We start from the raw sequence: 23,620 nt of genomic DNA on the forward strand, positions 1-23,620 counted from the left end.
CTTGCGGCGGACCGCCGAAACCTACCCGACGGCTTGGTCGCGGGGTTCGGGCCGCATCTCGCGGGCCGTCACTGGCGTCGGCCGCGGACGGCGGGGTTCGCGGACCCCGGCGCCACCGTCACCGGTGAGCCATAGCCGGACCGCCGATCCCGACTTGACCCGCGCGCCGGACTCGGGGCTCTGGTCCGTGACGACCCAGCCCCCGGATTCGGGCGCGGTCGGCACGTCCGGCTCGGCGTTCATCGCGACCAGCCCCTTCGCGTTGAGCGCCTCCCGGGCCGCGATCCATTCGAGCCCAACGACATTGGGCACCGTCACCCTCGCGCTCCAGGGCGCCTCCCGGAAGCCCACCCGCACCAGCTCCGCCGCCGCGTCGTCCACCGCCGTCGGCTCGGCACTGGGCGGGGAGTCATCGAGGTCTCGCCAGCGTTCCCACGCGGATTGCCGCGTGACGCCCAGCTCCGTCGCGATCTCCGCCCAGGACTTTCCGTGCCGCCGCGCGGTCCGGACGGCCGCCAGCTCGGCCTGATCCAGCATCCGGCGCACCACACCGATGTCGGACAGCGCCTCCAGCCCGTCGTCGCTGGGGTGTCCGCCCCGCGCGGCGAGCCGGCGCCACGCCTGCTGGGCCTGCTCCCACGCGTCCGCGAGGCTCATGCTGTCAGGGTAGCCTGACACGCCCGGCGGGCCAAGGGGCCTTGATGCGACGACGTCGGTAAGTCTAGACTTACGGTTCGTGGCCACTTACCAAGACGCCAGTCATGCCTGGCTGGCGCTGGCCGACCGGACGCGGCGCTCCATCGTGGAACGCCTCGCGCACGGCCCGGCGGCGGTCGGCGAGTTGGCCCGCGACCTGCCCGTCAGCAGGCCCGCCGTTTCGCAGCACCTGAAGGTGCTCAAGTCCGCGGGCCTGGTTCGCGACCGGGCCGCGGGAACGCGTCGCGTCTACCAACTCGACCCGACCGGTCTCGAGGCGCTGCGCGCCGAGCTCGACCGGTTCTGGGCCCGGGCGCTGGCCGGCTACGCCGAGATCGTCGAGGAGATGAAGGGGGAAACGTCATGACCCGCACACCGGACGTCGCGCACCACGTCGTCGTCAACGCCCCGATCGAGCGCGCGTTCGCCGTCTTCACCGAGCGGTTCGGCGACTTCAAGCCCCGCGAGCACAACCTGCTCGCCGTGCCGATCGCCGAGACCGTGTTCGAGCCCGTCGTCGGCGGGCACATCTTCGACCGCGGCGTCGACGGCAGCGTCTGCCGGTGGGCACGGATCCTGGCCTACGAGCCGCCACATCGGGTGGCGTTCAGCTGGGACATCGGCCCGACCTGGCAGGTGGAGTCCGATCCATCGAAGACCAGCGAGGTCGAGGTCCGGTTCACCGCCGAATCCGACGAGCGCACGCGCGTCGAGCTCGAACACCGCCACCTGGACCGGCATGGTCCGGGCTGGGAGGCGGTCGCCGACGGGGTCGACGGCGACGCCGGCTGGCCGCTGTATCTCGATCGCTACGCCCGCCTGGTCAGCGTGGAGGCGCAGCGATGACGGCGACCCTGATGACCATGGCGCACGCCGAGCGCGCCGACCTCGCCGACTTCCTGGCCACCCTCGCGCCACAGGACTGGGAGACGCCCAGCCTGTGCACCAAGTGGACCGTCAAAGACGTTGTCGCGCATGTGATCAGCTACGAGGAGCTGGGCGTCGGCGGGCTGCTGAAGCGGTTCGCTAAGGGCTGGGTGGTGCGGACCAACCAGGTGGGCGTCGACGAGTTCTCCTCGCTGCGGCCAGAGCAACTCCTCGAGTTCCTCCGCAGCCATCTCGAACCACGCGGTTTGACAGCGGGTTTCGGCGGAATGATCGCGCTCGTCGACGGCACCATCCACCACCAGGACATCCGCCGCTCGCTCGGCCGGCCACGCATCGTCCCCGCCGACCGGCTGCAGCGGGTCCTCGGCCTGGTGCCCGGCAACCCCCGCCTCGGGGCGGGACGCCGGATCCGGGGGCTGCGGCTGCGCGCCACCGACGTGGACTGGACACACGGCACCGGACCCGAGGTCAGCGGGCCGGGCGAAGCGCTGCTCATGGCGATGACCGGCCGACCCGTGGCGCTCGCGGACCTCGAGGGTCCCGGGCGGGACACCCTGGCGCGCAGGCTGGCTCGGTAGCGACCGTCAGGCTGGGCCGACTTCGAACGTGAACTCGTGGCCGCCGATGCGGATGCGGTCGCCGTTGGCCAGGGCGGCGCTGCCGCGGATCCGCTGGCCCTGCACCTCCACCCCGTTGGTGGACCGCAGGTCGGTCATCATGAAACCCGTTCCGATGTCGGTGATGACGGCGTGGTGGCGGCTGACGTCGGTGTCGTCGAGAACGATGTCGTTGTCGGTGAAGCGCCCGATCCTGGTGGTCGCTCCCGTCAACGGGTGAATCCGCCCGGTCTGGTCGACCAGCCGGGCAACGGCGGACTCCGCGAGCTGGATGCTGGCGGTGGTGGGCTCCTGCCGATAGGCGCCGCGCTTGTGGGTGGTCAGGTCGGCGCGCCTCAGACCCAACGGTTCCTGGCGCAGGATCCGCTCGTGCAGCGCGCTCACGGTCCGGCCGGGGTCGATCCCGAGCCCCTCGGCCAGGGCCGTCTTCAGCCGCCGGTAGGCGCCGAGCGCGTCGGACTGGCGCTCGGTGACGTAGTAGGCGGTGATCAGCTGCGCCCACAGCGGTTCGCGGTAGGGATGCTCGGCGGTGAGCGCCTCCAGTTCGCCGATGACCTCGCCGGCGCGCCCGCACGCAATCTCGGCCTCGGCGCGGGCGGTGTGGGTCGCCACGTTCTCTTCCATCAGCGCGGTGGCGAAGGCGTCGACGAAGGCGTAATCGCGCAGGTCGTCGAGCACGGGCCCGCGCCACTCGCCCAGCGCCAGCGAGAACTGTCGGCTGGCGTCCTCGAAACGTCCCGCCGCGGCGGCCTGGTTTCCGGCGAGCTTCGCGGCCATGAAGCGCCCGAGGTCGCAGTCGGCGTCGGCGACACTGAGCTGGTATCCCGGCGGGGCGCTCGCCAGCACCTGGTAGGGGTCGGCCCCTGCGTCGCGCAGCAGCCGACGCAGGTTCGACACGTGGGCCTGGATGCTGGTGCGCGCGGCGGGCACCGGATCCTCGTCCCACACCGCGTTGATCAACGAATCGACGGACACCGGCCGGTTGCGGTTGATCAGCAGCATGGCGAGCACCGCACGTTGCTTGGGCGCCCCTACCGGCACCCGCACGCCGTGGCTGGTCATCAGCAACGGTCCCAAGACGCCAAACCCGAGACCAGTGTTCGTCATCGCGTTGCCAGCCTCCTGGGTTATCGGGGCCGTTCTTGAAACGAGAGTCTATTTCGCAGCCCGGGCGCGGCAAATTAGCGCGCCGTCAAGGCGGCCCTGCGTCCGAAACGCACAAAGCCCCGTCCCCTACGATCGAGCCTCGTGCCCCCCGACCGTAATGAGCGATCGCTGCGCGTCCCGCGGCAGATCGCCGTGGTCGCGGGTCTGGCGGGTCTGCTGCTGTGCCTGGTCGTTCCGCTGCTGCCGGTGCGCCAGACGACGGCGACGGTGCTGTGGCCCCAGGGCGTGTCCGACGGGCACGTCACCCAGATCACCGCCCCGTTGGTCTCGGGGGCGCCGCGGGCGCTGGACATCTCGATCCCGTGCGCGGCGATCGCCACGCTGCCGCCCACCGGCGGATTGGTGGTCTCGACGCTGCCGGTCGGCGGCGTGGACACCGGCAAGAACGGGCTATTCGTGCGCGCCGACAAGGACATCGTCGTCGTCGCGTTCCGCGACACCGTGGCCGCGGTGGCCAAGCGCGCGGTCGTCGCGGCCGGCGCCTGCAGCGTCCTGCACCTGTGGGCCGATGCGGGCGCGGCGGGAGCCGACTTCGTCGGCATCCCCGGTGCCTCGGGGACGCTGCCGTCGGAGAAGAAGCCCCAGGTCGGCGGCATCTTCACCGACCTGAAGGTGCCGCCGCAGCCCGGACTGTCGGCCCGCGTCGACGTCGACACCCGGTTCATCACGGCGCCCACCGCGCTGAAGACGCTCGCGATGGCCGTGGGGACCCTGGCGGTGCTGACCGCCATCGCCGCGATGGCGGTGCTGGATCGGCGTGGCCGGCTGGCCCGGTATCGCCCCCGGTTCCATTGGGCCCGCGTCGGGGCCGCGGCCTGGCTCGCCGACGTCGGCGTGATCGGAACGCTGCTGGTCTGGCACGTCATCGGCGCGACGTCGTCGGACGACGGCTACAACCTGACCATCGCCCGGGTCGCCCCGAAGGCCGGGTACGTCGCCAACTACTACCGCTACTTCGGGACGACGGACGCGCCGTTCGACTGGTATCTCGCGGTGCTGGCCAAGCTGGCGGCGGTCAGCACCGCCGGTGTGTGGATGCGGCTGCCGGCCACGCTCGCCGGGATCGCCTGCTGGCTGATCATCGGCCACTGGGTGCTGCGGCGGCTGGGGCCCGGCCGCGGCGGCCCGGCGGGCAACCGGGTGGCGGTGTTGACGGCGGGCGCGGTCTTCCTGGCCGCCTGGCTGCCGTTCAACAACGGCCTGCGACCGGAGCCGATCATCGCACTGGGCGTGATCGTGACCTGGGTGCTGGTGGAACGCGCGATCGCGCTGGGCCGGCTGGCCCCGGCGGCGGTCGCGATCATCGTCGCGATGCTGACCGCGACGCTGGCGCCGCAGGGGCTGATCGCCGTCGCCGCGCTGCTGACCGGGGCCCGCGCCATCGCCCAGACCATCCGGCGCCGCCGGCCGACCGACGGGCTGCTGGCCCCGCTGCTGGTGTTGGCGGCGTCGCTGTCATTGATCACCGTGGTGGTGTTCCGCAGCCAGACGCTGGCAACGGTGGCGGAGTCCTGGCGCATCAAATACAAGGTCGGCCCGACGATCGCCTGGTACCAGGACTGGCTGCGCTACTACTTCCTCACCGTGGAGTCCAACCCCGACGGGTCGATGGCGCGGCGCTTCGCCGTGCTGGTGCTGCTGCTGTGCCTGTTCGTCATGCTGGTGGTGCTGCTGCGCCGCGGCCGGGTGCAGGGTGTGGCCAGCGGACCGGCGTGGCGGCTGATCGGCACCACCGCGGTCGGCCTGTTGCTCTTGACGTTCACGCCGACGAAGTGGGCCGTGCAGTTCGGCGCGTTCGCCGGGCTGGCCGCCCCACTGGGTGCGCTGACCGCGTTCGCGTTCGCCCGCATCGGCCTTCACAACCGCCGCAACCTGACGCTGTATGTGACGGCGCTGCTGTTCGTGCTGGCGGTGGCCACCTCGGGGATCAACGGCTGGTTCTACGTCGGCAACTACGGGGTGCCGTGGTGGGACATCCAGCCCGTGATCGCCAGCCACCCGGTGACGTCGATGTTCCTGACGTTGTCGATCCTGACCGGGCTGTTGGGCGCCTGGCAGCATTTCCGGATGGACTACGCCGGGCACACCGAGGTCAAGGACAGCCGGCGCAACCGCGTGCTGGCCTCCACGCCGCTGCTGGTGGTGGCCACGATCATGGTGCTCGGCGAGGTCGGCTCGCTGGCCAAGGGGGCGGTGGTCCGCTACCCGCTCTACACCACCGGCAAGGCCAACCTGGCCGCGATCACCTCGGGGCTGTCGAAGACCAGCTGCGCCCTGGCCGACGACGTGTTGGCCGAGCCCGATCCCAATGCCGGTCTGCTGCAACCGGTTCCGGGGCAGACGTTCGGACCCGACGGACCGCTCGGCGGCCTGCACCCGGTCGGCTTCAAACCCGAGGGGGTGGGCGAGGACCTGAGGTCGAACCCCGTCGTCACCAAACCGGGCGTGGTGAATTCCGACGCCTCACCCAACAAGCCCAACGCCGCCATGAGTGACTCCGCGGGCACGGCCGGCGGGAAGGGCCCGGCCGGAATCAACGGTTCGCACGCGGCGCTGCCGTTCGGCCTGGACCCGGCCCGCACACCGGTGATGGGCAGCTACGGCGAGAACTCACTGGCCGCCACCGCCACGTCGTCCTGGTACCAACTGCCGCCGCGTACACCGGACCGGCCGCTGGTAGTGGTCTCGGCCGCGGGCGCCATCTGGTCGTACAAGGAGGACGGCACCTTTACCTACGGGCAGTCACTGAAACTGCAGTGGGGTGTCGTCCGCCCCGACGGCACCACCCAGCCGCTCGGCGAGGTGCAGCCGATCGACATCGGTCCGGAGCCGGCGTGGCGCAACCTGAGGTTCCCGCTGGCCTGGGCGCCGCCGGAGGCTAACGTGGCACGCATCGTCGCCTACGACCCCAATCTGAGTTCCGAGCAGTGGTTCTCGTTCACGCCGCCGCGCGTGCCGGTGCTGCAGACGCTGCAGCAGCTGATCGGGTCGCAGGCCCCGGTGCTGATGGACATCGCGACCGCCGCCAACTTCCCCTGCCAGCGGCCGTTCTCCGAACACCTTGGCGTGGCCGAACTTCCGCAGTACCGCATCCTGCCCGATCACAAACAGACGGCGTCGTCGTCCAACGGGTGGGAGGCCAGCGAGACCGGCGGCCCGTTCTTGATCACCCAGGCGATGCTGCGCACCTCGACGATCTCGACCTACCTGCGCGGCGACTGGTACCGCGACTGGGGATCGGTCGAGCAGTATCACGCGCTGGTGCCGCCCGATCAGGCGCCGGTCGCCGTCGTCGAACAGGGCGTGACCACCGTTCGCGGCTGGAGCCGCCCGGGTCCCGTTAGGGCGCTGCCATGAGCGTCACCGACCACGAACGCCCGGTGGCCACCTCGCCGTCGGACGCGGTGCGCGACGTGCGGGTGACCCGCTGGGTCGCGACGATCGCGGGCCTGATCGGTTTCGTGCTGTCCGTCGCCACGCCGCTGCTGCCCGTCGTGCAGACCACCGCGATGCTGAACTGGCCGCAAAACGGCCAGTTGAACAACGTTACGGCGCCGCTGATTTCGCTGACGCCGGTCGACGTGTCGGTGACCGTGCCGTGCTCGGTGGTGCGCGACTTGCCGCCCGAGGGCGGGGTGGTGCTGAGCACCGCGCCCAAGAAGGGCAAGGACGCCGCGCTCAACGCGCTGTTCGTCGTCGCCAGCAGCCAGCGCGTCGACGTCACCGACCGCAACGTGGTCATCGCCAGCGTGCCTCGAGAGCAGGCCGCCTCGCCGCAATGTCAACGCATCGAGATCACGTCCACGCTCGCCGGCACCTTCGCCACCTTCGTCGGGTTAAACGATCCGGCGGGCAAGCCGGTGCGCGGTGGCTTCCCCGATCCCAACCTGCGCCCGCAGATCGTCGGGGTGTTCACGGATCTGACCGGTCCGGCGCCGCCCGGCCTGCGGTTTGCGGCGACCATCGACACCCGGTTCTCCACCACGCCAACGACTTTGAAGCTCGTCGCGATGGTGCTGGCGATCGCGTCCACCGTCGTCGCGCTGATCGCGCTGTGGCGCCTGGACCAGTTGGATGGCCGGCGCATGCACCGGTTGATCCCGACGCGCTGGCGCAAGTTCACCCTCGTCGACGCCACGGTGATCTTCGCCTTCCTGCTGTGGCACCTGATCGGCGCCAACTCCTCCGACGACGGCTACATCCTCGGCATGGCCCGCGTCGCCGACCACGCCGGCTACATGTCCAACTACTTCCGCTGGTTCGGCAGCCCGGAGGACCCGTTCGGCTGGTACTACAACCTGCTGGCGCTGATGACCCACGTGAGCGACGCCAGCCTGTGGATGCGACTGCCCGACCTGGTCGCCGGGCTGGTCTGCTGGCTGCTGCTGTCGCGTGAGGTGCTGCCGCGGCTGGGGCCGGCGGTGACGTCGAGCACCGCCGCCAACTGGGCGGCCGGCATGGTCCTGCTGACCGGGTGGATGCCGTTCAACAACGGCCTGCGTCCCGAGCCGATCATCGCGCTGGGTTCGCTGATCACCTACGTGCTGATCGAGCGCTCGATGTGCGCCTCCCGGCTCACGCCGGCGGCGTTGGCGGTCATCACCGCCGCGTTCACGCTCGGCGTCCAGCCCACCGGCCTGATCGCGGTGGCCGCCCTGGTCGCCGGTGGCCGGCCGATCCTGCGAATTCTGGTAAAGCGCCATCGCCTGGTCGGTACCTGGCCGCTGGTGGCCCCGATGCTGGCGGCCGGCACCGTGATCCTCACCGTGGTGTTCGCCGACCAGACGCTGTCAACGGTGTTGGAGGCCACCAGGATTCGCACCGCGATCGGCCCCAGCCAGGCCTGGTACACCGAGAACCTGCGCTACTACTACCTGATCCTGCCGACCGTCGACGGTTCGCTGTCGCGCCGATTCGGCTTCCTGATCAGCGCGCTGTGCCTGTTCACCGCCGTGTTCATCATGTTGCGGCGCAAGCGAATCCCCGGGGTGGCCCGCGGCCCGGCGTGGCGACTGATGGGCGTCATCTTCGCCACCATGTTCTTCCTGATGTTCACGCCCACCAAGTGGGTGCACCACTTCGGGCTGTTCGCCGCGGTGGGCGCGGCGCTTGCCGCGCTGACCACGGTGCTGGTCTCGCCCAAGGTGCTGCGCTGGTCGCGCAACCGGATGACGTTCGCGGCCGCGGTGCTGTTCCTGCTGGCGCTGTGCTTCGCCACCACCAACGGCTGGTGGTACGTCTCCAGCTACGGCGTCCCGTTCAACAACGTCATGCCGAGGTTCGCCGGAATCAGCGTCAGCACAGTGTTTTTCGTCCTGTTCGCGATCACGGCGGTCTGGGCCTTCTGGCTGCATTTCGCGTCGCGGGAACACGGCGAGGGCCGGCTGGCGCGGGCGGTGACGGCCGCTCCGGTGCCGATCGCGGCCGGATTCATGGTGCTGGTGTTCATCGCCTCGATGGTCGCCGGAATCGTGCGTCAGTACCCCACCTACTCCAACGGCTGGGACAACCTGCGCGAGTTCGCCGGCGGCTGCGCGCTGGCCGACGACGTGCTCGTCGAGCCGGACAGCAACGCCGGCTTCATGGCGCCGCTCCCGGGCGATTACGGCCCGCTCGGCCCGCTCGGCGGCGTCAACCCAACGGGGTTCTCCCCCAACGGTGTACCCGACCACACCGTGGCCGAGGCGCTTCAGGAGACGTCGGTGCCGCAGCCCGGCACCGATTACGACTGGTACGCCTACGACTGGCGCGCGCCGACCAAGCTGAAGGCGCCGGGCATCAACGGGTCCCTGGTTCCGTTGCCGTACGGCCTTGACCCCGACCGGGTTCCGCTGGCCGGCAGCTACACCACCGGCGCCCAGCAACAGAGCCGGCTCACCTCGGCGTGGTATCAGCTGCCCAAGCCCGACGACGGCCATCCCCTGCTGGTGGTGACCGCCGCCGGGACCATCGCAGGCAACAGCGTGTTGCACGGGCACACCAGCGGGCAGACCGTGGTGCTCGAATACGGCCGACGCGGCCCCGGCGGTGAGATCGTGCCGTCCGGGCGGCTGGTCCCCTACGACCTGAACGGCGAGCAGCCCAAGGCGTGGCGCAACCTGCGCTTCGCCCGGGACAAGATGGCCGCGGACGCGGTTGCCGTTCGGGTCGTGGCCGAGGACCTTTCGCTGACGCCGGACGACTGGATCGCGGTGACCCCGCCGCGGGTGCCGGAACTGCGGTCCCTGCAGGAGTACGTCGGCTCGTCGCAGCCGGTGTTGATGGACTGGGCGGTGGGCCTGGCGTTCCCCTGCCAGCATCCGATGCTGCACGCCGACGGCGTCACCGAGATCCCGAAGTTCCGCATCACGCCGGACTACAACGCCAAGAAGCAGGACACCGACACCTGGGAGGACGGCGTCAACGGCGGCCTGCTGGGCATCACGGACCTGCTGCTGCGGGCACACGTGATGTCCACCTACCTGTCCCGGGACTGGGGCCGCGACTGGGGGTCGCTGCGCAAGTTCGACACCATCGCCGACGCACATCCCGCGCAACTGGACCTGGGCACCGCGACCCGCAGCGGGTTGTGGTCGCCCGGACCGATCCGAATCAAGCCGTAATTCAACGGTTTTTACACTCGCTCGCCATTAATTTGTCATTAGTCGAATAACGCGCGGAATTTACGTTCGAGTAATTCCGCAGCAAATGTTTAATTTTGCGCAACGCGGGTCAATAACTACCTCCCCTGTGAGGTAACTAACAGAAACGTTAAAAAGGTGACCCGATGCACACACTGACACGCCTAGGGACATGTACCGCGGCGATTGCCGTCGCGATCTCACCGGCGGCGACGTTAGCAATCGCCACCGCGACTGCCGAGGCCGGAACCCGGGTTGCCCTGGATAGCGACGACCGGCGTTGCGATTTCAGCCTGGTGAGGACGACGCCGACGGTGCCCCGGGCGATACTTGGTGACGGGTCCGCCGTCATCAGCACCTCGGGGTCAAGGGCCGTCGCACAGGTGCACGTGACGGTTCCCAACGAGCCGGGCACCCATTTCGACGTCGGCCTGATTCAGGAGCCCCGCCCGTCGTCGGCCACGTGCGGCCCCGGTGACCCGGGCACCGCGTTCAGCGGAATGGACACCGACGCGGCGGGCAACGCAACGGTCACTGTTGCGGACAGCATTCGGCCGGGCACGACGGGCGTCTGGGTGATTGTCGAGCGGGCAAACCCGAACTCGCAAAACCCCGCCGAGTTCTATACGTCAGAATTCCTGGTTCCGGTATAAGCCTTATCGGCCGCGCTGTTGTTCGGCCGCGCTGACGACGAGCGCGTCGGAGCCGGGGAACACCGTGGCCACGTGGCCGCTGTTCCAGCGCACCACGTACGGCGGTGCGCCGTCGGCGCCGCGCACCTCGGTGATTTCGCCGCGCTGATCCGCCAATTCGGTCGTGGTGCCCTTGATCACGAGCCAGTCACCTACAACGGCTTTCATCATCGACCTCCCTGATCGCTGACCGAGTAGTCCGATGGTGCCGATCATGCGCCGCGGTCGGCCTTCAGGGAAGGGGCCCCGGGGGACGAATGCCCCGGACGGACGGGACTTCGGTCCCTATCTCGGCGTTCGGCCGGATGGTCCGATACAGGAATCGGGAACGGAGGCACGGTTATGGATGCTTCAACGCAGGCCCGGACGCGCCTGTTCGCCCGCGCACTGGGTCCATTCCTGGTCATCGCCGATGCCACGGCCGTCGCACGGGCGTCCGACAAGCCCGAGCCACAAGCCGCCGCGACGAACCCCGATCTTCGGCGGGCCGCGTGAGCGAACCCGCGCCCGACGAAACCACCGGGCATCTGTCCTCCCCGCTGCGCACCGACGAGTTCGACGCGGTCGCCGACGCGGTGATGGAGGAGATGCAAACGCTGCAGAGCGGCATCGGCATGCTTATCGTGAAGCGGGGTCCCAACGCGGGAGCGCAGTACCAGCTGGAGCGGCCCGTCATGTCCGCGGGTCGCCATCCCGCCAGCGACATCTTCCTCGATGACATCACCGTCAGCCGCCGGCACGCCGAATTCCGAAGGGAGCGCGGCAAATTCCACCTCGTCGACTTGGGCAGCCTGAACAAGACGTACCTCAACCGCAAGCCCGTCGACGCCGCGGTGCTGACCAACGGCGATGAGATCCGGATCGGCAACTTCCGCCTGATTTTCGTGGCGGGACCGGCGCCGGGGTAATACCGTCGCGGCATGAGCGAATACGACCCGCAATACGGGTCAGAGGGCGTGGACCGGCTGCCCTTCTCCACCGAGGAAAAGTCGCGGCGCTACCGGACCGAGAACTACCGCGGCGCCGTGGGCCTGAATTGGTATCGCACCGATCCGACCCTGCAGTTCACGATGGCCTACTACCTACAGCCCGACGAATTGGCCGTGGTGGAGCCCCATTTGGCGGGGATGGGCGAACTGATGGGTGGTCCGGTGGCGCGGTGGGCCGAAGAGACCGACCGCAACCCGCCGCGGCTCGAGCGCTACGACCGGTGGGGGCACGACATCAGCCAGGTCGTCATGCCGGCGTCGTTCACGCAGTCCAAGCGCGCGGTGCTCGACGCCCAGCAGGCCCTGCGCAGCGACGCGCGGGCCGCCAAGGTCAGCTCTGGTCTGGCCCTGTTCGCATCCAACTACCTGCTGAACCAGGCCGACATCGGGATGGGCTGCGCCCTGGGCACCGGGGGCGGCATGGTCCAGTCGCTGGTGGCCGCCTACGCGCCGGCCGACGTGCGCGAGCACGTGCTGGCCAAGTTCGCCTCCGGCGAGTGGGCCGGGGAAACGGCCCAGTTGCTGACCGAGCGCACCGGCGGCTCCGACCTGGGCGCGCTGGAGACGACGGCGACGCGCGCCGGAGACGCCTGGATTCTCAACGGGTTCAAGTGGTTCGCCTCCAATTGCGCGGGCGAGGCGTTCGTGGTGCTGGCCAAACCGGAAGGCGCGCCCGATTCGACGCGGGGCGTCGCCAACTTCCTGGTGCTGCGCAACCGCCGCGACGGCTCGCGCAACGGGGTGCGGGTGCGCCGGCTCAAGGACAAGCTCGGCACCCGCTCGGTGGCCTCGGGCGAGGTCGAGTTCGTCGACGCCGAGGCGTTCCTGTTGTCCGGCGAGCCGGGCGACGAAACCGGCCCGGCCGACGGCAAGGGGCTCGGCCGCATGATGGAGCTGACCAACGCCGCGCGCCTCGGCATCGCCCTGTTCGGTCTCGCCAATGCCCGTCGCGCCCTGGTGGAATCGCTGTGTTACGCCCGGCAGCGGCACGCGTTCGGCAGGGCGCTCATCGACAAGCCGCTGATGCGGCGCAAGCTCGCCGAGATGATCGTGGACGTCGAGGCGGCACTCGCGCTCGTCTTCGACGGCACCGGCGCCGCCAACCATCGGCAGCCGCGCGGCATCCGCCAGCGCATCGCCGTGCCCGTGACCAAGCTCAGGGTGTGCCGGCTGGGCATCACCGGGGCGTCCGACGCGATCGAAATCCACGGCGGCAACGGCTATATCGAAACGTGGCCGGTGGCCCGGCTGCTGCGCGACGCGCAGGTCAACACGATCTGGGAAGGCCCCGACAACATCCTGTGCCTCGACGTGCGGCGCGGCATCGAGCAGTCCCGCGCACACGAGGCGCTCCTGGCGCGGCTGCGCGATGCAGTGTCGGTTTCCGACGACGACGAGACGACGCGATTGGTGGGCGCGCGCATCGAGGATCTGGACGCGGCGATCACGGCGTGGTCGAAGCTCGACCGGGAGGTCGCCGAGGCGCGGCTGTTCCCGCTGGCCCAGTTCATGGGCGACGTCTATGCGGGCGCGCTGCTCACCGAGCAGGCCGCGTGGGAGCGGGAGACCCGCGGCGGGGACCGCAAGGCGCTCGTCGCGCGGCTGCACGCGCGGCGCTACCTCGCCGATCGGGGCCCGCTGCGCGGGATCGAGGACGAATCCGACGAGGCGCTGGAGCGGTTCGAGGAGCTGGTGGACGGGGCGCTGGTTACCGGCGAGCAGTAGTAAAAGTGCCCAATTCGGGTTGAAAAGAGGGCTTTTGCGTCTGCTTGCCGCCAAACACTAAATGGGCAGCAGGCTGTGCTTGCGCGCCACGCGGAACCAGATTTGCTTGTCCCGTAACAGGCGCATCGACTTGCGCAGCAGCAGGCGGGTCTGGTGCGGGTCGATGACCGCGTCGATGAAGCCGCGTTCGGCCGCGGTCCACGGGATCGCCATGTTGAGGTTGTAGCCCTCGATGAAGTCCTTCTTGATCTGCTGCGCCTCGGGCGTCGTCGGGTCCGGGAACCGCTTCATCAACAGCTGGGCAGCGCCCTCGGCGCCGATCACCGCGATGCGCGCAGTCGGCCACGCGAAGTTGAAGTCGGCGGTCAGCTGCCGCGATCCCATCACGGCGTAGGCGCCGCCGTATGACTTGCGGACCGTGATCGTCACCTTGGGTACGTCGGCTTCCACAACCGCGGACAGGAACCGGCCCCCGCGCTTGATGATGCCGTTCTTCTCCTGCTCGGCCCCGGGCAGGAAGCCGGGAGTGTCGACAACGAAGACCAGCGGGAGCTCGAAGATGTCGCAGAACCGGATGAAACGTGTTGCCTTGTCGGACGCTTCGTTGTCGATCGACCCGGCCAGGTGCATGGGCTGGTTCGCGATCACGCCGACCGGTCGCCCGTCGACCCGAGCGAACCCAGTGATGATCGCCGGCCCCTGCTGCTCGGAGACTTCGAGAAGATCGCCGTCGTCGAAGATCCGGAGCAGGATCTCGTGCATGTCGTAGGCCGCGTTGTCGTTGTCCGGGATGATCGCGTCGAGTTCCAGGTCGGTCGGGGTGATCTCCGGCTCCAGCCCGGGATTGACGATCGGCGGCTTGTCGAAGCAGTTGGACGGCAGGAACGACAGGAAGTCACGGACGTACTGGAATGCTTCGGCCTCGGAGTCGACTACGTGATGAATATTGCCGTAGCGGGCCTGGACGTCGGCGCCACCGAGCTCATCGAGGGTGATCTCCTCGCCGGTGACCTCCCGGATCACGTCGGGCCCGGTGACGAAGAAATAGCCCTGGTCGCGCACCGCGACGAGGAGATCGTCCTGGATCGGCGAATAGACCGCTCCCCCAGCGCACTTGCCGAAGATGAGGGAGATCTGCGGCACCACGCCGGACAACGCCTCGTGACGGCGGCCCAGCTCGGCGTACCACGCCAGCGAGGTGACCGCGTCCTGGATGCGGGCTCCGCCGGAGTCCTGGATGCCGATGATCGGGCACCCGACCATCGCGCACCACTCCATCAGCCGGGCCACCTTGCGGCCGAACATCTCGCCGACCGTGCCCTGGAACACCGTCTGGTCATGGGAGAACACCCCGACCGGCCGGCCGTCGATCATGCCGTGGCCGGTGACGCACCCGTCGCCGTACAGCGCGTTCGGGTCGTTGGGGGTCTTGGCCAGCGCCCCGACCTCGAAGAACGTGCCGGGATCGAGCAGCGCGTGCACCCGCGCGCGGGCGCTCGGGATGCCCTTCTTGTCGCGCTTGGCGGCGGCCTTCTCGCCGCCGGGTTCCTTGGCGAGTTCCAGGCGAGCGTGCAGCTCGGCCAACTTCTCCGCAGTGGTGTGCTGAACGGGCGCTGGAGCTAGCACCGTCTCCGTCACTACTTGCCTACCTAACCTGTTCGGACTTGTCCTGCTGCCGTTCGGCATCGATCTTGTTCAGCGCCTGGGTCATGTGCGCGCCGACCTTGGCGATGATCGGCTCGTCGATGGCCTGGATGTGCTCGCCACCGATCGGCACGATCTCGAGGTCGGACACGTACTCGCCCCAGCCGCCGTCCGGCTTGCGGGTGGCGTAGCGCGGCTCGAACATGATCGCGTCGTCATGGTAGCGATCGGCCATGTAGAGCGTGACGTGCCCGTCGTACGGCTGGATCTGGGCGGTGTCGATGGCCCGGTTGTCCAGGTACGACGTGCGCTGGTGCTCGATGATCCCGGCCGGGATCTGCACCCCGCTCTGGCTGACCGCCTCCAGCACGAACTTGATCTGGCCCTCGTCGTCGAGCTGCTCGAGATGCTCGTAGGGGATCTCCGGGATGGTGACGTTGAACGTCTTCTCGGCGAACCGAGCGTAGCGGTCCCAGCGCTTGCGGATCTCCTCCTTGGTCTGCGGGACCTCTTCGCCCGCGCGGACCGCGTCGATCAACCCGACCCACTCGACGTCCTTGCCCAGGCGCTTCAGCCCGATCGCGCACGCGTAGGCCAGCACCCCGCCCAGCGACCAGCCGGCCAGGATGTACGGCCCGTCGCCCTGCATCTCGATCAGCTTCGGAACGTATTGCGCCGCACGCTCTTCGATCGTGCCCTCGACCCGCTCGAGGCCGTACATCGGGGTGTCCGCCGGCAAGCGGTTGAGCAGCGGCTCGTAGACCACCGTCGAGCCGCCGGCCGGGTGGAACACGAACACCGGTGTCCGCGTGCTGCCCTCCGGGCGCGCCCGCAGGGTGCGCACGAAACCGTCGACCACCCCGGCCTCCAGGTGCTCGCGCACCTTCTCGGCCAGCGCCTCGATGTTCTCCGACGCCAGCACGTCCTCGGCGGTGATCGGACCCTCGGCGCGCTCCGAAAGCCGTTGCGCCATCTTGGCGGCGGCGTCGGCGTCCAGCTTGGGCAGCGGGTTGAAGATGCCGCCCGGGGACTTGCCCGTGACAATCGCCCACGTGGCGAACGCGACCCGCTCTGCCGCGTCGCGCGGCGGCACGTCGGAGTTGAGTGCCTGGGCGACGGCCTGCTGGTTGAGCGCGTCGGCCGCCCCGGCCAGGTTCGGCTGGCCGTTGGTGCCATTAACCGCGGGCCCCGACGGGTTGGTCGGCGGCGGCGGGATCGGCACGTCCGACGCCGGCGGTGCTTGCGTCTGCGGCTCGGCCTGCGGGTCCGGCGCCGGCGCCACCACCGACGCGGCCGTGGCGCCGCTGAGCAATTCGGCCTGCTCCCTGGCGATTTCCTCCGCCGTCTGCGTCTTCTGGTGCTCGGCCAGCTGCTCGACCTCGTCGCGGTGCTCGACCGCGTACTCGATCAGCTTCTCGACGGCGTAGAGGTTGGCGTCGCGCACCGCCGTCAACTGAATGGGCGGCAGGTCGAAGTCGTATTCGACGCGGTTCTTGATCCGCACCGCCATCAGCGAGTCCAGGCCCAGCTCGATCAGCGGCACCTCCCACGGCAGGTCCTCGGGCTCGTAACCCATGGCCGCGCCGACGATGGCGCCGAGCCGCTCGGCGATGGTCTCGCCGGACTCCGGTGACCATTTGGTGAAACCAGCCGGCATGTAGCGGTTGGTGAGGCTGTCGCCGAGCGCTTCCTCCTCCGGACCTTCGGAGGGAGCCTCCGCTGCGGCGGCCTCGGTCGCCTCGATCGCCGTGCCCGCCCCGACGGCCACCGGCAGCACGGACTCCGTGCCGCCCCGGGTGACCAGCGCGTCGTACACCAGGGTGAACGACTCGTCGATGCGCGCGTGCACCTGAACCGACGCGCCGCCGGGATGCCGGGTCAGGGTGGTCACCAGCCGGGAACCCTCCGCCGGCTTGGCGCGCTCCTCGGCCGCGGTCAACTTGGCGTCCGGAAGCACTTCGGCCGCAGCGGCTTTCACCAACGACGCGAGATCCGTCAGGCCCTTGGGCGCGTACTCCCACACGTGGCGGCCGTCCGGCAGCGCGACGTGGTTGCCCGGCATGATGATCGCGCCGCTGCCCGAGGCGACCTGCACGTCCAGCCAGTGCTCCTTGCGCTTGAACCGGGTCGGCGGGATGTTCGCGTAGTCGGCGGGCCCGGCGGCGCGCGTGAACAGCGTCCGCGGATCCAGGTCGTGGCCGTAGACGTAGAGCTGGGCCAGTGTCGAGGTGATCGACTCGACCTCGTCCTGCTTGCGGGCCAGCGTCGGGATCAGCTGGGCGTCGTGCAGCCCGGCGTCCGCGGTGGTCAGGCCGACCTGCATGAGTGCGACGGGGTTGGGCGCCAGTTCGACGAAGGTGGTGTGCCCGCTGTCGACGGCGTTGCGGATGCCGTGGGTGAAGTAGACGGAGTGCCGCAGCCCCTTCTTCCAGTAGTCCACGTCGTGGATCGGCTCGCTGCCCGGCTTGATGTAGCTGCCCTCGTGCACGGTCGAGAAGATGCCGCACGTCGGACTCATCGGCTTGATGCCCTGCAGCTCCGCGGCCAGCTCCCCGAGCAGGGGATCCATCTGCTGGGTGTGGCTGGCGCCCTTGGTCTGGAACTTGCGCGCGAACTTGCCCTCGGCCTCCGCGCGGGCGATGATCGCGTCCACCTGGTCGGGCGGCCCGCCGATGACGGTCTGGGTGGGTGCGGCGTAGACGCACACCTCCAGGTCGGGGTAGTCGGAGAACACCGTCTTGATCTCGTCGGCGGAGTATTCCACCAGCGCCATCAGCCGGATGTACTCACCGAACAGCATCGCCTCGCCCTCGCCCATCAGGTGCGAGCGCGAGCAGATCGCCCTGGTGGCGTCGCGCAGCGACAGGCCGCCGGCGAAGTACGCCGACGCCGCCTCGCCCAACGACTGGCCGACCACCGCGGCGGGCTTGGCGCCGTGATGCTTGAGCAGCTCGCCCAGCGCGATCTGGATCGCGAAGATGGTGACCTGGGTGGTCTCGATGCCGTAGTCCTGCGAGTCGTCCAGGATCAGCTCGAGCACCGAGTAGCCCAGCTCGTCCTGGACCAGCGCGTCGACCTTCTCGATCCACTTGGCGAAGACCTCGTTGCGCAGGTACAGGACCTTGCCCATCTTGCGGTGCTGCGCGCCGAAGCCGGCCAGCACCCACACGGGTCCGTTGCTCACCGGCCCGTCGACGCTGAACACGTTCGGCCGCTGCTTGCCCTCGGCGATCGCGCGCAGGCCCTTGATGGCCTCCTCGTGGTCGTGTGCCAGCACCACCGCGCGCGAGCGGCCGTGGTTGCGACGTGACAGCGACCGGCCGATCGATTCCAGCGACGACGCCTGGCCCTCGGGGCTTTCCATCCAGTCCGCGAGCTCCGCCGCCGCCGCCTTCTTGCGCGACGTCAAAAACGCCGACACCACCAGCGGGATGACAGGCGGCGGAAGCTCTTGCGCCGCAAGCTCCTCCAGGGCGGCGGCTTTGAGCTCCAGCGCCTCCTCGGTGACCTCCGGCAGGTCGGGCTCGTCCTCCTCGACCGCCGCGGCGGCGTCGGGGATGATGTTGCCGAAGTCGTCGAACCGCAGCGAGTGCGCCTCGAACGAGGGCGCTTGAGCGGTTTCCGAGGCCGCCTCGGGGGCCGCCTTGGCCTCGGGCTGCGGCTCCGGCTCCTTCTCGACGACGTCGCGGGGCAGGACCTCGCGCACCACCACGTGCGCGTTGGCCCCACCGAAGCCGAAGCTGGACACCCCGGCCAGCGCGTAGCCGCCGTAGCGCGGCCAATCGGTCGCCTTGTCAATCACTTTCAGGCGCATCGCGTCGAAGTCGATGTAGGGGCTGGGCCCGGCGAAGTTGAGCGACGGCGGCAGCTTGTCGTGCTGCAGCGCCAGCACCACCTTGGCCATGCTGGCCGCGCCCGCGGCCGACTCCATGTGCCCCACATTGGTTTTCACCGCGCCCAGCAGCGCCGGGCGGTCGGCCGGGCGGCCCCTGCCGACGACGCGGCCCAGCGCCTCGGCCTCGATCGGGTCGCCGAGGACGGTGCCGGTGCCGTGCGCCTCGATGTAGTCGACATTGCGCGGATCGATGCCGGCGTCCTTGTAGGCCCGGCGCAGCACGTCGGCCTGCGCGTCCTGGTTGGGAGCGATCAGGCCGTTGGACCGGCCGTCGTGGTTGACCGCGCTGCCGGCGATCACGGCCAGGATCTGGTCGCCGTCGCGGCGGGCGTCGTCGACCCGCTTGAGCACCAGCATGCCGGCGCCCTCCGAGCGGGTGTAGCCGTCGGCGTCCGACGAGAACGACTTGATCCGGCCATCGGGAGCCAGCACCGCGCCGATCTCGTCGAAACCGAGCGTCACAGCGGGCGTGATCAGCGCGTTGACGCCGCCGGCTACCGCGACGTCGGCCTCGCCGTTGCGCAGCGCCTGCACCGCCTGGTGGATCGCCACCAGCGAGCTCGAGCACGCGGTGTCGACCGCGACCGAAGGCCCACGGAAGTCGTAGAAGTAGGACACCCGGTTCGCGATGATCGACGGCGAGTTACCGGTAATCGCGTAGGGGTGCGCGGCGGTCGGGTCGGAGATGGCCAAGAAGCCGTAGTCGTGGTTGGAGACGCCGACGAACACGCCGACGGCCTCGCCGCGCAGGGCCGACGCCGGGATGCGGGCGTGCTCGAGCGCCTCCCAGGTCAGCTCCAGCGCCATCCGCTGCTGCGGGTCGATGTTGTCGGCCTCGGTCTTGGCGATCGCGAAGAACTCGGAGTCGAAGCCCTTGATGTCCTTGAGGTATCCGCCGCGGGTGCGGGCCTTCGTGATTCGCTCGGCCAGCCGCGGCTCGTCGAGGAATTCCTCCCAGCGGCCCTCGGGCAGATCGGTGATGGCGTCGCGGCCCTCGATCAGCGCCTGCCAGGTTTCCTCGGGGCTGTTCATGTCGCCGGGCAGCCGGGTCGCCAGGCCCACGATCGCGATGTCGACGCGCTCGGCCGGCCCGTTGCGCGACCAGTCGACGACGTCGTCGCCCGACAGGTCCGGCTCGGGCTCGCCCTCGACGATCCGGGTCGCCAGCGACTCGATGGTCGGATGCTGGAACGCCACCGCGACCGACAGCGTGACACCGGTCATGTCCTCGATGTCGGCGGCCATCGCCACCGCGTCGCGCGACGACAGGCCCAGCTCGACCATCGGCACCGATTCGTCGATCGACTCGGGCGACTGCCCGGTGGCCCTCGCGACGTAGTTACGCAGCCATTGGCGCATCTCGGGGACGGTCAAGTCGGCCTTTTTGGCGGGCAGATTCTCCTGGGATTCGTCTATGTCAGTCATGATTCCTGGTTCAGTCGTCCGCGCCCGCGAAGGCGGTCGGGGAACCGATGCCGCTGCGCAGGCTTCCGTCGAGGTAGGCGGCGCGGCAGGCGCGGCGCCCGATCTTGCCGCTCGAGGTGCGCGGAATGGTTCCCGCCTGCACCAGCAGCAGGTCGCGCACGGTGACGCCGTGCCGCACGGCGATGGCGGCGCGGATGTCGTCGGCGATGGGTTGGTAGTCGAGCTTGTGCGTGCCGGCGGCGCGCTCGGCGACGATCACCAGCTGCTCGGAGGTGTCCTCGGGGTCGTGCTTGATGCCGGCGTGCGGGTTGTCGAACACGACCTGCGGCAGCTGGTTGGCCGGGACCGAGAACGCGGCCACGTAGCCGGTGCGCAGCGCGCGGCTGGCTTCCTGCGCCGAGTACTCGAGGTCCTGCGGGTAGTGGTTGCGCCCGTCGATGATGACCAGGTCCTTGATCCGGCCGACGATATAGAGGTGGCCGTCGTAGTAGGTGCCGTAGTCACCCGTGCGCACCCACAGCCCGTCGTCGGCGGCGCCCTCGGCGTGGGACTGGCTGATCCGCGACTTCAGGATGTTGCGGAAGGTCTCGGTGGTCTCGGCTTCCTTGCCCCAGTAGCCGGTGCCCAGGTTGTTGCCGTGCAGCCAGATCTCGCCGACCTGTCCGTCCGGCAACTCGCTGGCCGTGTCGGGATCGACGATGACCGCCCACTCGTCGACGCCGATGACCCCGGCGGACACCTGGGGGACGGCGTTAGGCGCGTCGGCGGGGACCTCGACGAAGCGCTGGTTGTTCATCTCGTCGCGGTCGACGTGGATGACCCGGGGCGCCTCGTCCATCGGCGTGGTGGAGACGAACAAGGTCGCCTCGGCGAGACCGTAGGACGGCTTGATCGCGGTCTCCCGCAGGCCATAGGGCGCGAAAGCCTCGTAGAACTTGCGCATCGACGCCGGTGACACCGGCTCGCTGCCGTTGAGGATGCCCTTGACGTTGCTCAGGTCCAGCGGCGGATCGCCCTCCTTGGGCACGCCGCGCACCGCGGCGTGCTCGAAGGCGAAGTTCGGCGCGACGGTGAACACCTCGCAGTCCGGGGCGTCGTCGGGCTTGCGCGCCATCTCCCGGATCCACCGGCCGGGGCGCCGCACGAACGCGGCCGGGGTCATGAAGGTGAAGTTGTGGCCGAGGACCGGCGACAGCAGCGCCGTGATCAGGCCCATGTCGTGGAAGAACGGCAGCCAGGACAACCCGCGGTCGCCCTCTTTACCCTCCAGGCCGTTGAGCACCTGCAGCACGTTGGTGGGCAGGTTCAGGTGGGTGATCTGCACGCCGGTCGGGGTGCGCGTGGAGCCGGAGGTGTATTGCAGGTAGGCGATGGTGTTCTCGTCGGCCACCGGCTCCTGCCAGGTGGCGGCGACCTCGTTCGGCACGGCGTCGACGGCAATGACGCGGGGGCGCTCCTTGGCCGAGCGGGCGCGGATGAACTTACGGACTCCCTCGGCGGCCTCGGTGGTGGTCAGGATGGTCGACGGGGTGCAGTCGTCGAGCACGGCGTGCAGGCGGCCGACGTGGCCGGGTTCGCTCGGGTCGAACAGGGGCACGGCGATCCTGCCGGAGTACAGCGCGCCGAAGAACGCGATCAGGTAGTTGAGGTTCTGCGGGCACAGGATGGCGATGCGGTCGCCGGGCTGGGTGACCTGTTGCAGGCGCGCCCCGACCGCCCGGTTGCGGGCGCTGAACTCCGACCAGGAGATGTCGCGGTACTCACCGTCGCGCTCGGTGGAGAAGTCGACGAACCGATAGGCGAGCTTGTCGCCGCGAACCTTCGCCCACTTCTCAACGTGACGAACCAGGTTCGTGTTGTCCGGGAACCTGATCTTTCCATTCACGATGAACGGGTTGTGGTACGCCATGCCGTCTTCTCCTGTCACAACCATCTCGTGCCGGCGTCGGCCGGCCTAGTGCCTCGCGCCGGCTTCGCCGGCCTAGTGCCTCGCGTCGGCTTCGCCGACTGGTCCTCTATACACGAGCCGGCTGTGCACGGCACACGGCTGCGAGCGCCGGTTCGTGCCAGTCCCCGCCAGCTTCGACCCCGATCGGGGCCGCAACGAAGTGCTGATTGCTCTTAATTTTCTCTTAATGTTAAGGGTCGCCCCGCGGCAGACCAAATCACAAGGTACCGCCGATCCCGTCACGGATTCGCCTACGTCGCGGTTGTGTCACCCATGTTTGGGACGCGGCGCGTTTTCGATCAGCCCGCGGGCCCAATTAAGCGTCCAATCGGTCGCCGGTGCCCCGTCGAGGTTCCAGAACTGCGTCGTGGCGTACAGCGCGTGGACCGGCTGCCCGGCGCCTCCGGCCAGGGTGTTCAAGGTGTCGGGCAGCTTGGCGACGCTGAACGCTTCGTTCGGCGCGGCGCAGATGAGGTCACCCGGCGCGCAGATCTCGTTCGTCTTGGCGTTCAGCGCGCCGAATCCGCCCGGGCGCTCACCGGTCATGGTGAGGCCGAGGCCGGACAACACCGGCACCTCGTGCAGCGTGATCTCGGCGCCCTCGCCCGGCGGGTTGGGCCCGATGTCGTTGCCCACGCCGTCCTGGCGACGGCCGTCGGCGATCAACGTCACACCCAGCACCAGGTCGTCGTCGACGGGTCCCCGGCCGTTGCCGATGTCGCTGGCGATGTCACCAATGATCACCGCGCCCTGGGAGAAGCCCATCAGCACGTAACTGGTCAGCGGACACTTGTTGTTCATGTCGGTCATCGCCTGGACGGTCGCGCGGGTGCCCTCCGCCCGGCTTTCGTTGTAGGACATCTGCGTGTCGCCGCTCAGCGGGTTGTGGAACTGCGCCGTGTAGGGGGTGGTGAAAATTTGTGCGCGCGAGGACGGGAACTGCTGAGAGATCGCGGTGGTCACCTTGTGCAGCAACGCATTCGGGAACTGCGTCGGGTTGAGCGGATCGTCCTGCGGGGCGGACTCCCAGGTGCCCGGAACGTTGATCACCTGCACGTCGGGGCAGGAGGCGTCCTGGGACGCCGGCCGCGGCTTGTGCGGGTGGGTCGACGTGGAAGGCGGCGGCAGGATGCCGGGGGGCACCGCGCTGGGCGGCGATTCGCGGTTGCGCAGCAGCGTGACGACGGCCACCACGACGAGCAACACGACGCCCGCCACAGCGAGGGCGGCGATCCAGGCGAGGATCCGGTGGCGTTTACGCCGCGCGCTCGTCGTCATGTTCTCCTGCTAGCAGAGTCGGTCTATCGCAGCTCG

General features: G+C 69.3%; 16 protein-coding genes. 9 read left to right on the plus strand and 7 right to left on the minus strand.

Annotated elements, in window-relative coordinates; all coding sequences use genetic code 11:
* Window positions 1-21 precede the first annotated feature (21 nt).
* Complete coding sequence (locus A9X00_RS18235; protein WP_067156349.1) at window positions 22-657, minus strand: PASTA domain-containing protein; 636 nt, start codon at window positions 655-657, stop codon at window positions 22-24.
* 79 nt (window positions 658-736) lie between these two features.
* Between A9X00_RS18235 and A9X00_RS18240 the strand changes: the two genes are divergently transcribed.
* Genes A9X00_RS18240 through A9X00_RS18250 form a run of 3 tightly spaced genes read left to right on the plus strand, consistent with a single transcriptional unit; the run spans window position 737 to window position 2,162 of the window.
* Window positions 737-1,063 carry a helix-turn-helix transcriptional regulator gene (locus A9X00_RS18240; RefSeq protein ID WP_067156352.1) on the plus strand — a complete coding sequence of 109 codons (327 nt, stop codon included), beginning with the start codon at window positions 737-739 and terminating at the stop codon, window positions 1,061-1,063.
* Window positions 1,060-1,542 (plus strand): SRPBCC family protein, encoded by a 483-nt coding sequence (locus A9X00_RS18245; RefSeq protein ID WP_067156355.1) that lies wholly within the window; start codon window positions 1,060-1,062, stop codon window positions 1,540-1,542. The genes A9X00_RS18240 and A9X00_RS18245 overlap by 4 nt, the downstream gene beginning before the upstream one ends.
* Entirely contained in the window at window positions 1,539-2,162 is a 624-nt protein-coding gene (locus tag A9X00_RS18250; RefSeq protein ID WP_067156358.1) for a maleylpyruvate isomerase family mycothiol-dependent enzyme, read from the plus strand. The genes A9X00_RS18245 and A9X00_RS18250 overlap by 4 nt, the downstream gene beginning before the upstream one ends.
* A 6-nt stretch (window positions 2,163-2,168) precedes the next feature.
* Here the strand turns inward: A9X00_RS18250 and A9X00_RS18255 are convergent, their stop codons facing one another.
* Complete coding sequence (locus A9X00_RS18255) at window positions 2,169-3,308, minus strand: BTAD domain-containing putative transcriptional regulator (RefSeq protein ID WP_067156361.1); 1,140 nt, start codon at window positions 3,306-3,308, stop codon at window positions 2,169-2,171.
* 141 nt (window positions 3,309-3,449) lie between these two features.
* On the opposite strand from A9X00_RS18255, the gene A9X00_RS18260 reads away from it, so the two are divergent.
* The 3 genes from A9X00_RS18260 to A9X00_RS18270 all read left to right on the plus strand — a co-directional run bounded on the left by A9X00_RS18260 (window position 3,450) and on the right by A9X00_RS18270 (window position 10,641).
* Window positions 3,450-6,725: an arabinosyltransferase domain-containing protein gene (locus A9X00_RS18260; RefSeq protein WP_067156364.1), complete on the plus strand. Its 3,276-nt coding sequence runs from the start codon at window positions 3,450-3,452 to the stop codon at window positions 6,723-6,725.
* Window positions 6,722-9,970: an arabinosyltransferase domain-containing protein gene (locus A9X00_RS18265; RefSeq protein WP_067156367.1), complete on the plus strand. Its 3,249-nt coding sequence runs from the start codon at window positions 6,722-6,724 to the stop codon at window positions 9,968-9,970. Before A9X00_RS18260 ends, A9X00_RS18265 begins: the two co-directional genes overlap by 4 nt.
* A gap of 164 nt (window positions 9,971-10,134) precedes the next feature.
* Complete coding sequence (locus A9X00_RS18270) at window positions 10,135-10,641, plus strand: hypothetical protein (RefSeq protein WP_067156370.1); 507 nt, start codon at window positions 10,135-10,137, stop codon at window positions 10,639-10,641.
* A gap of 3 nt (window positions 10,642-10,644) precedes the next feature.
* Here A9X00_RS18270 and A9X00_RS18275 read toward each other — a convergent pair whose 3' ends face one another.
* Window positions 10,645-10,848, minus strand: a complete 204-nt coding sequence (locus A9X00_RS18275) for a DUF1918 domain-containing protein (protein ID WP_067156418.1) — start codon at window positions 10,846-10,848, stop codon at window positions 10,645-10,647.
* 174 nt (window positions 10,849-11,022) lie between these two features.
* Here A9X00_RS18275 and A9X00_RS30830 point away from each other — a divergent pair, with 174 nt between their 5' ends.
* The 3 genes from A9X00_RS30830 to A9X00_RS18285 are packed head-to-tail and all read left to right on the plus strand — an operon-like array spanning window position 11,023 to window position 13,394.
* On the plus strand, window positions 11,023-11,175 hold the full coding sequence (locus A9X00_RS30830; protein WP_156772162.1) for a hypothetical protein: 153 nt from the start codon (window positions 11,023-11,025) through the stop codon (window positions 11,173-11,175).
* Complete coding sequence (locus tag A9X00_RS30835) at window positions 11,172-11,588, plus strand: FHA domain-containing protein (RefSeq protein WP_067156373.1); 417 nt, start codon at window positions 11,172-11,174, stop codon at window positions 11,586-11,588. Before A9X00_RS30830 ends, A9X00_RS30835 begins: the two co-directional genes overlap by 4 nt.
* Window positions 11,589-11,600: 12 nt before the next feature.
* Window positions 11,601-13,394: an acyl-CoA dehydrogenase family protein gene (locus A9X00_RS18285; protein WP_067156376.1), complete on the plus strand. Its 1,794-nt coding sequence runs from the start codon at window positions 11,601-11,603 to the stop codon at window positions 13,392-13,394.
* A 57-nt stretch (window positions 13,395-13,451) separates the two neighbouring features.
* Here the strand turns inward: A9X00_RS18285 and A9X00_RS18290 are convergent, their stop codons facing one another.
* The 4 genes from A9X00_RS18290 to A9X00_RS18305 form a co-directional block, all read right to left on the minus strand.
* Entirely contained in the window at window positions 13,452-15,020 is a 1,569-nt protein-coding gene (locus A9X00_RS18290) for an acyl-CoA carboxylase subunit beta (RefSeq protein WP_156772166.1), read from the minus strand.
* A gap of 19 nt (window positions 15,021-15,039) precedes the next feature.
* Window positions 15,040-20,358, minus strand: a complete 5,319-nt coding sequence (gene pks13 / locus A9X00_RS18295; RefSeq protein ID WP_067156382.1) for a polyketide synthase Pks13 — start codon at window positions 20,356-20,358, stop codon at window positions 15,040-15,042.
* Between the two features lie 10 nt (window positions 20,359-20,368).
* Entirely contained in the window at window positions 20,369-22,267 is a 1,899-nt protein-coding gene (gene fadD32, locus A9X00_RS18300) for a long-chain-fatty-acid--AMP ligase FadD32 (RefSeq protein WP_067156385.1), read from the minus strand.
* A gap of 306 nt (window positions 22,268-22,573) precedes the next feature.
* Entirely contained in the window at window positions 22,574-23,584 is a 1,011-nt protein-coding gene (locus A9X00_RS18305; RefSeq protein WP_067156388.1) for a cutinase family protein, read from the minus strand.
* Between the last annotated feature and the right edge of the window lie 36 nt (window positions 23,585-23,620).

It is taken from the genome of Mycobacterium sp. 1245805.9, assembly GCF_001672915.1.
Taxonomy (GTDB): domain Bacteria; phylum Actinomycetota; class Actinomycetes; order Mycobacteriales; family Mycobacteriaceae; genus Mycobacterium.

Coding starts and splice junctions, on each gene's coding strand:
- A9X00_RS18235 (WP_067156349.1), bottom strand. CDS start 657: ATGAGCCTCGCGGACGCGTGGGAGCAGGCCCAGCAGGCGTGGCGCCGG.
- A9X00_RS18245 (WP_067156355.1), top strand. CDS start 1,060: ATGACCCGCACACCGGACGTCGCGCACCACGTCGTCGTCAACGCCCCG.
- A9X00_RS18250 (WP_067156358.1), top strand. CDS start 1,539: ATGACGGCGACCCTGATGACCATGGCGCACGCCGAGCGCGCCGACCTC.
- A9X00_RS18255 (WP_067156361.1), bottom strand. CDS start 3,308: ATGACGAACACTGGTCTCGGGTTTGGCGTCTTGGGACCGTTGCTGATG.
- A9X00_RS18265 (WP_067156367.1), top strand. CDS start 6,722: ATGAGCGTCACCGACCACGAACGCCCGGTGGCCACCTCGCCGTCGGAC.
- A9X00_RS18270 (WP_067156370.1), top strand. CDS start 10,135: ATGCACACACTGACACGCCTAGGGACATGTACCGCGGCGATTGCCGTC.
- A9X00_RS18275 (WP_067156418.1), bottom strand. CDS start 10,848: ATGAAAGCCGTTGTAGGTGACTGGCTCGTGATCAAGGGCACCACGACC.
- A9X00_RS30830 (WP_156772162.1), top strand. CDS start 11,023: ATGGATGCTTCAACGCAGGCCCGGACGCGCCTGTTCGCCCGCGCACTG.
- A9X00_RS18285 (WP_067156376.1), top strand. CDS start 11,601: ATGAGCGAATACGACCCGCAATACGGGTCAGAGGGCGTGGACCGGCTG.
- pks13 (WP_067156382.1), bottom strand. CDS start 20,358: ATGACTGACATAGACGAATCCCAGGAGAATCTGCCCGCCAAAAAGGCC.
- fadD32 (WP_067156385.1), bottom strand. CDS start 22,267: ATGGCGTACCACAACCCGTTCATCGTGAATGGAAAGATCAGGTTCCCG.
- A9X00_RS18305 (WP_067156388.1), bottom strand. CDS start 23,584: ATGACGACGAGCGCGCGGCGTAAACGCCACCGGATCCTCGCCTGGATC.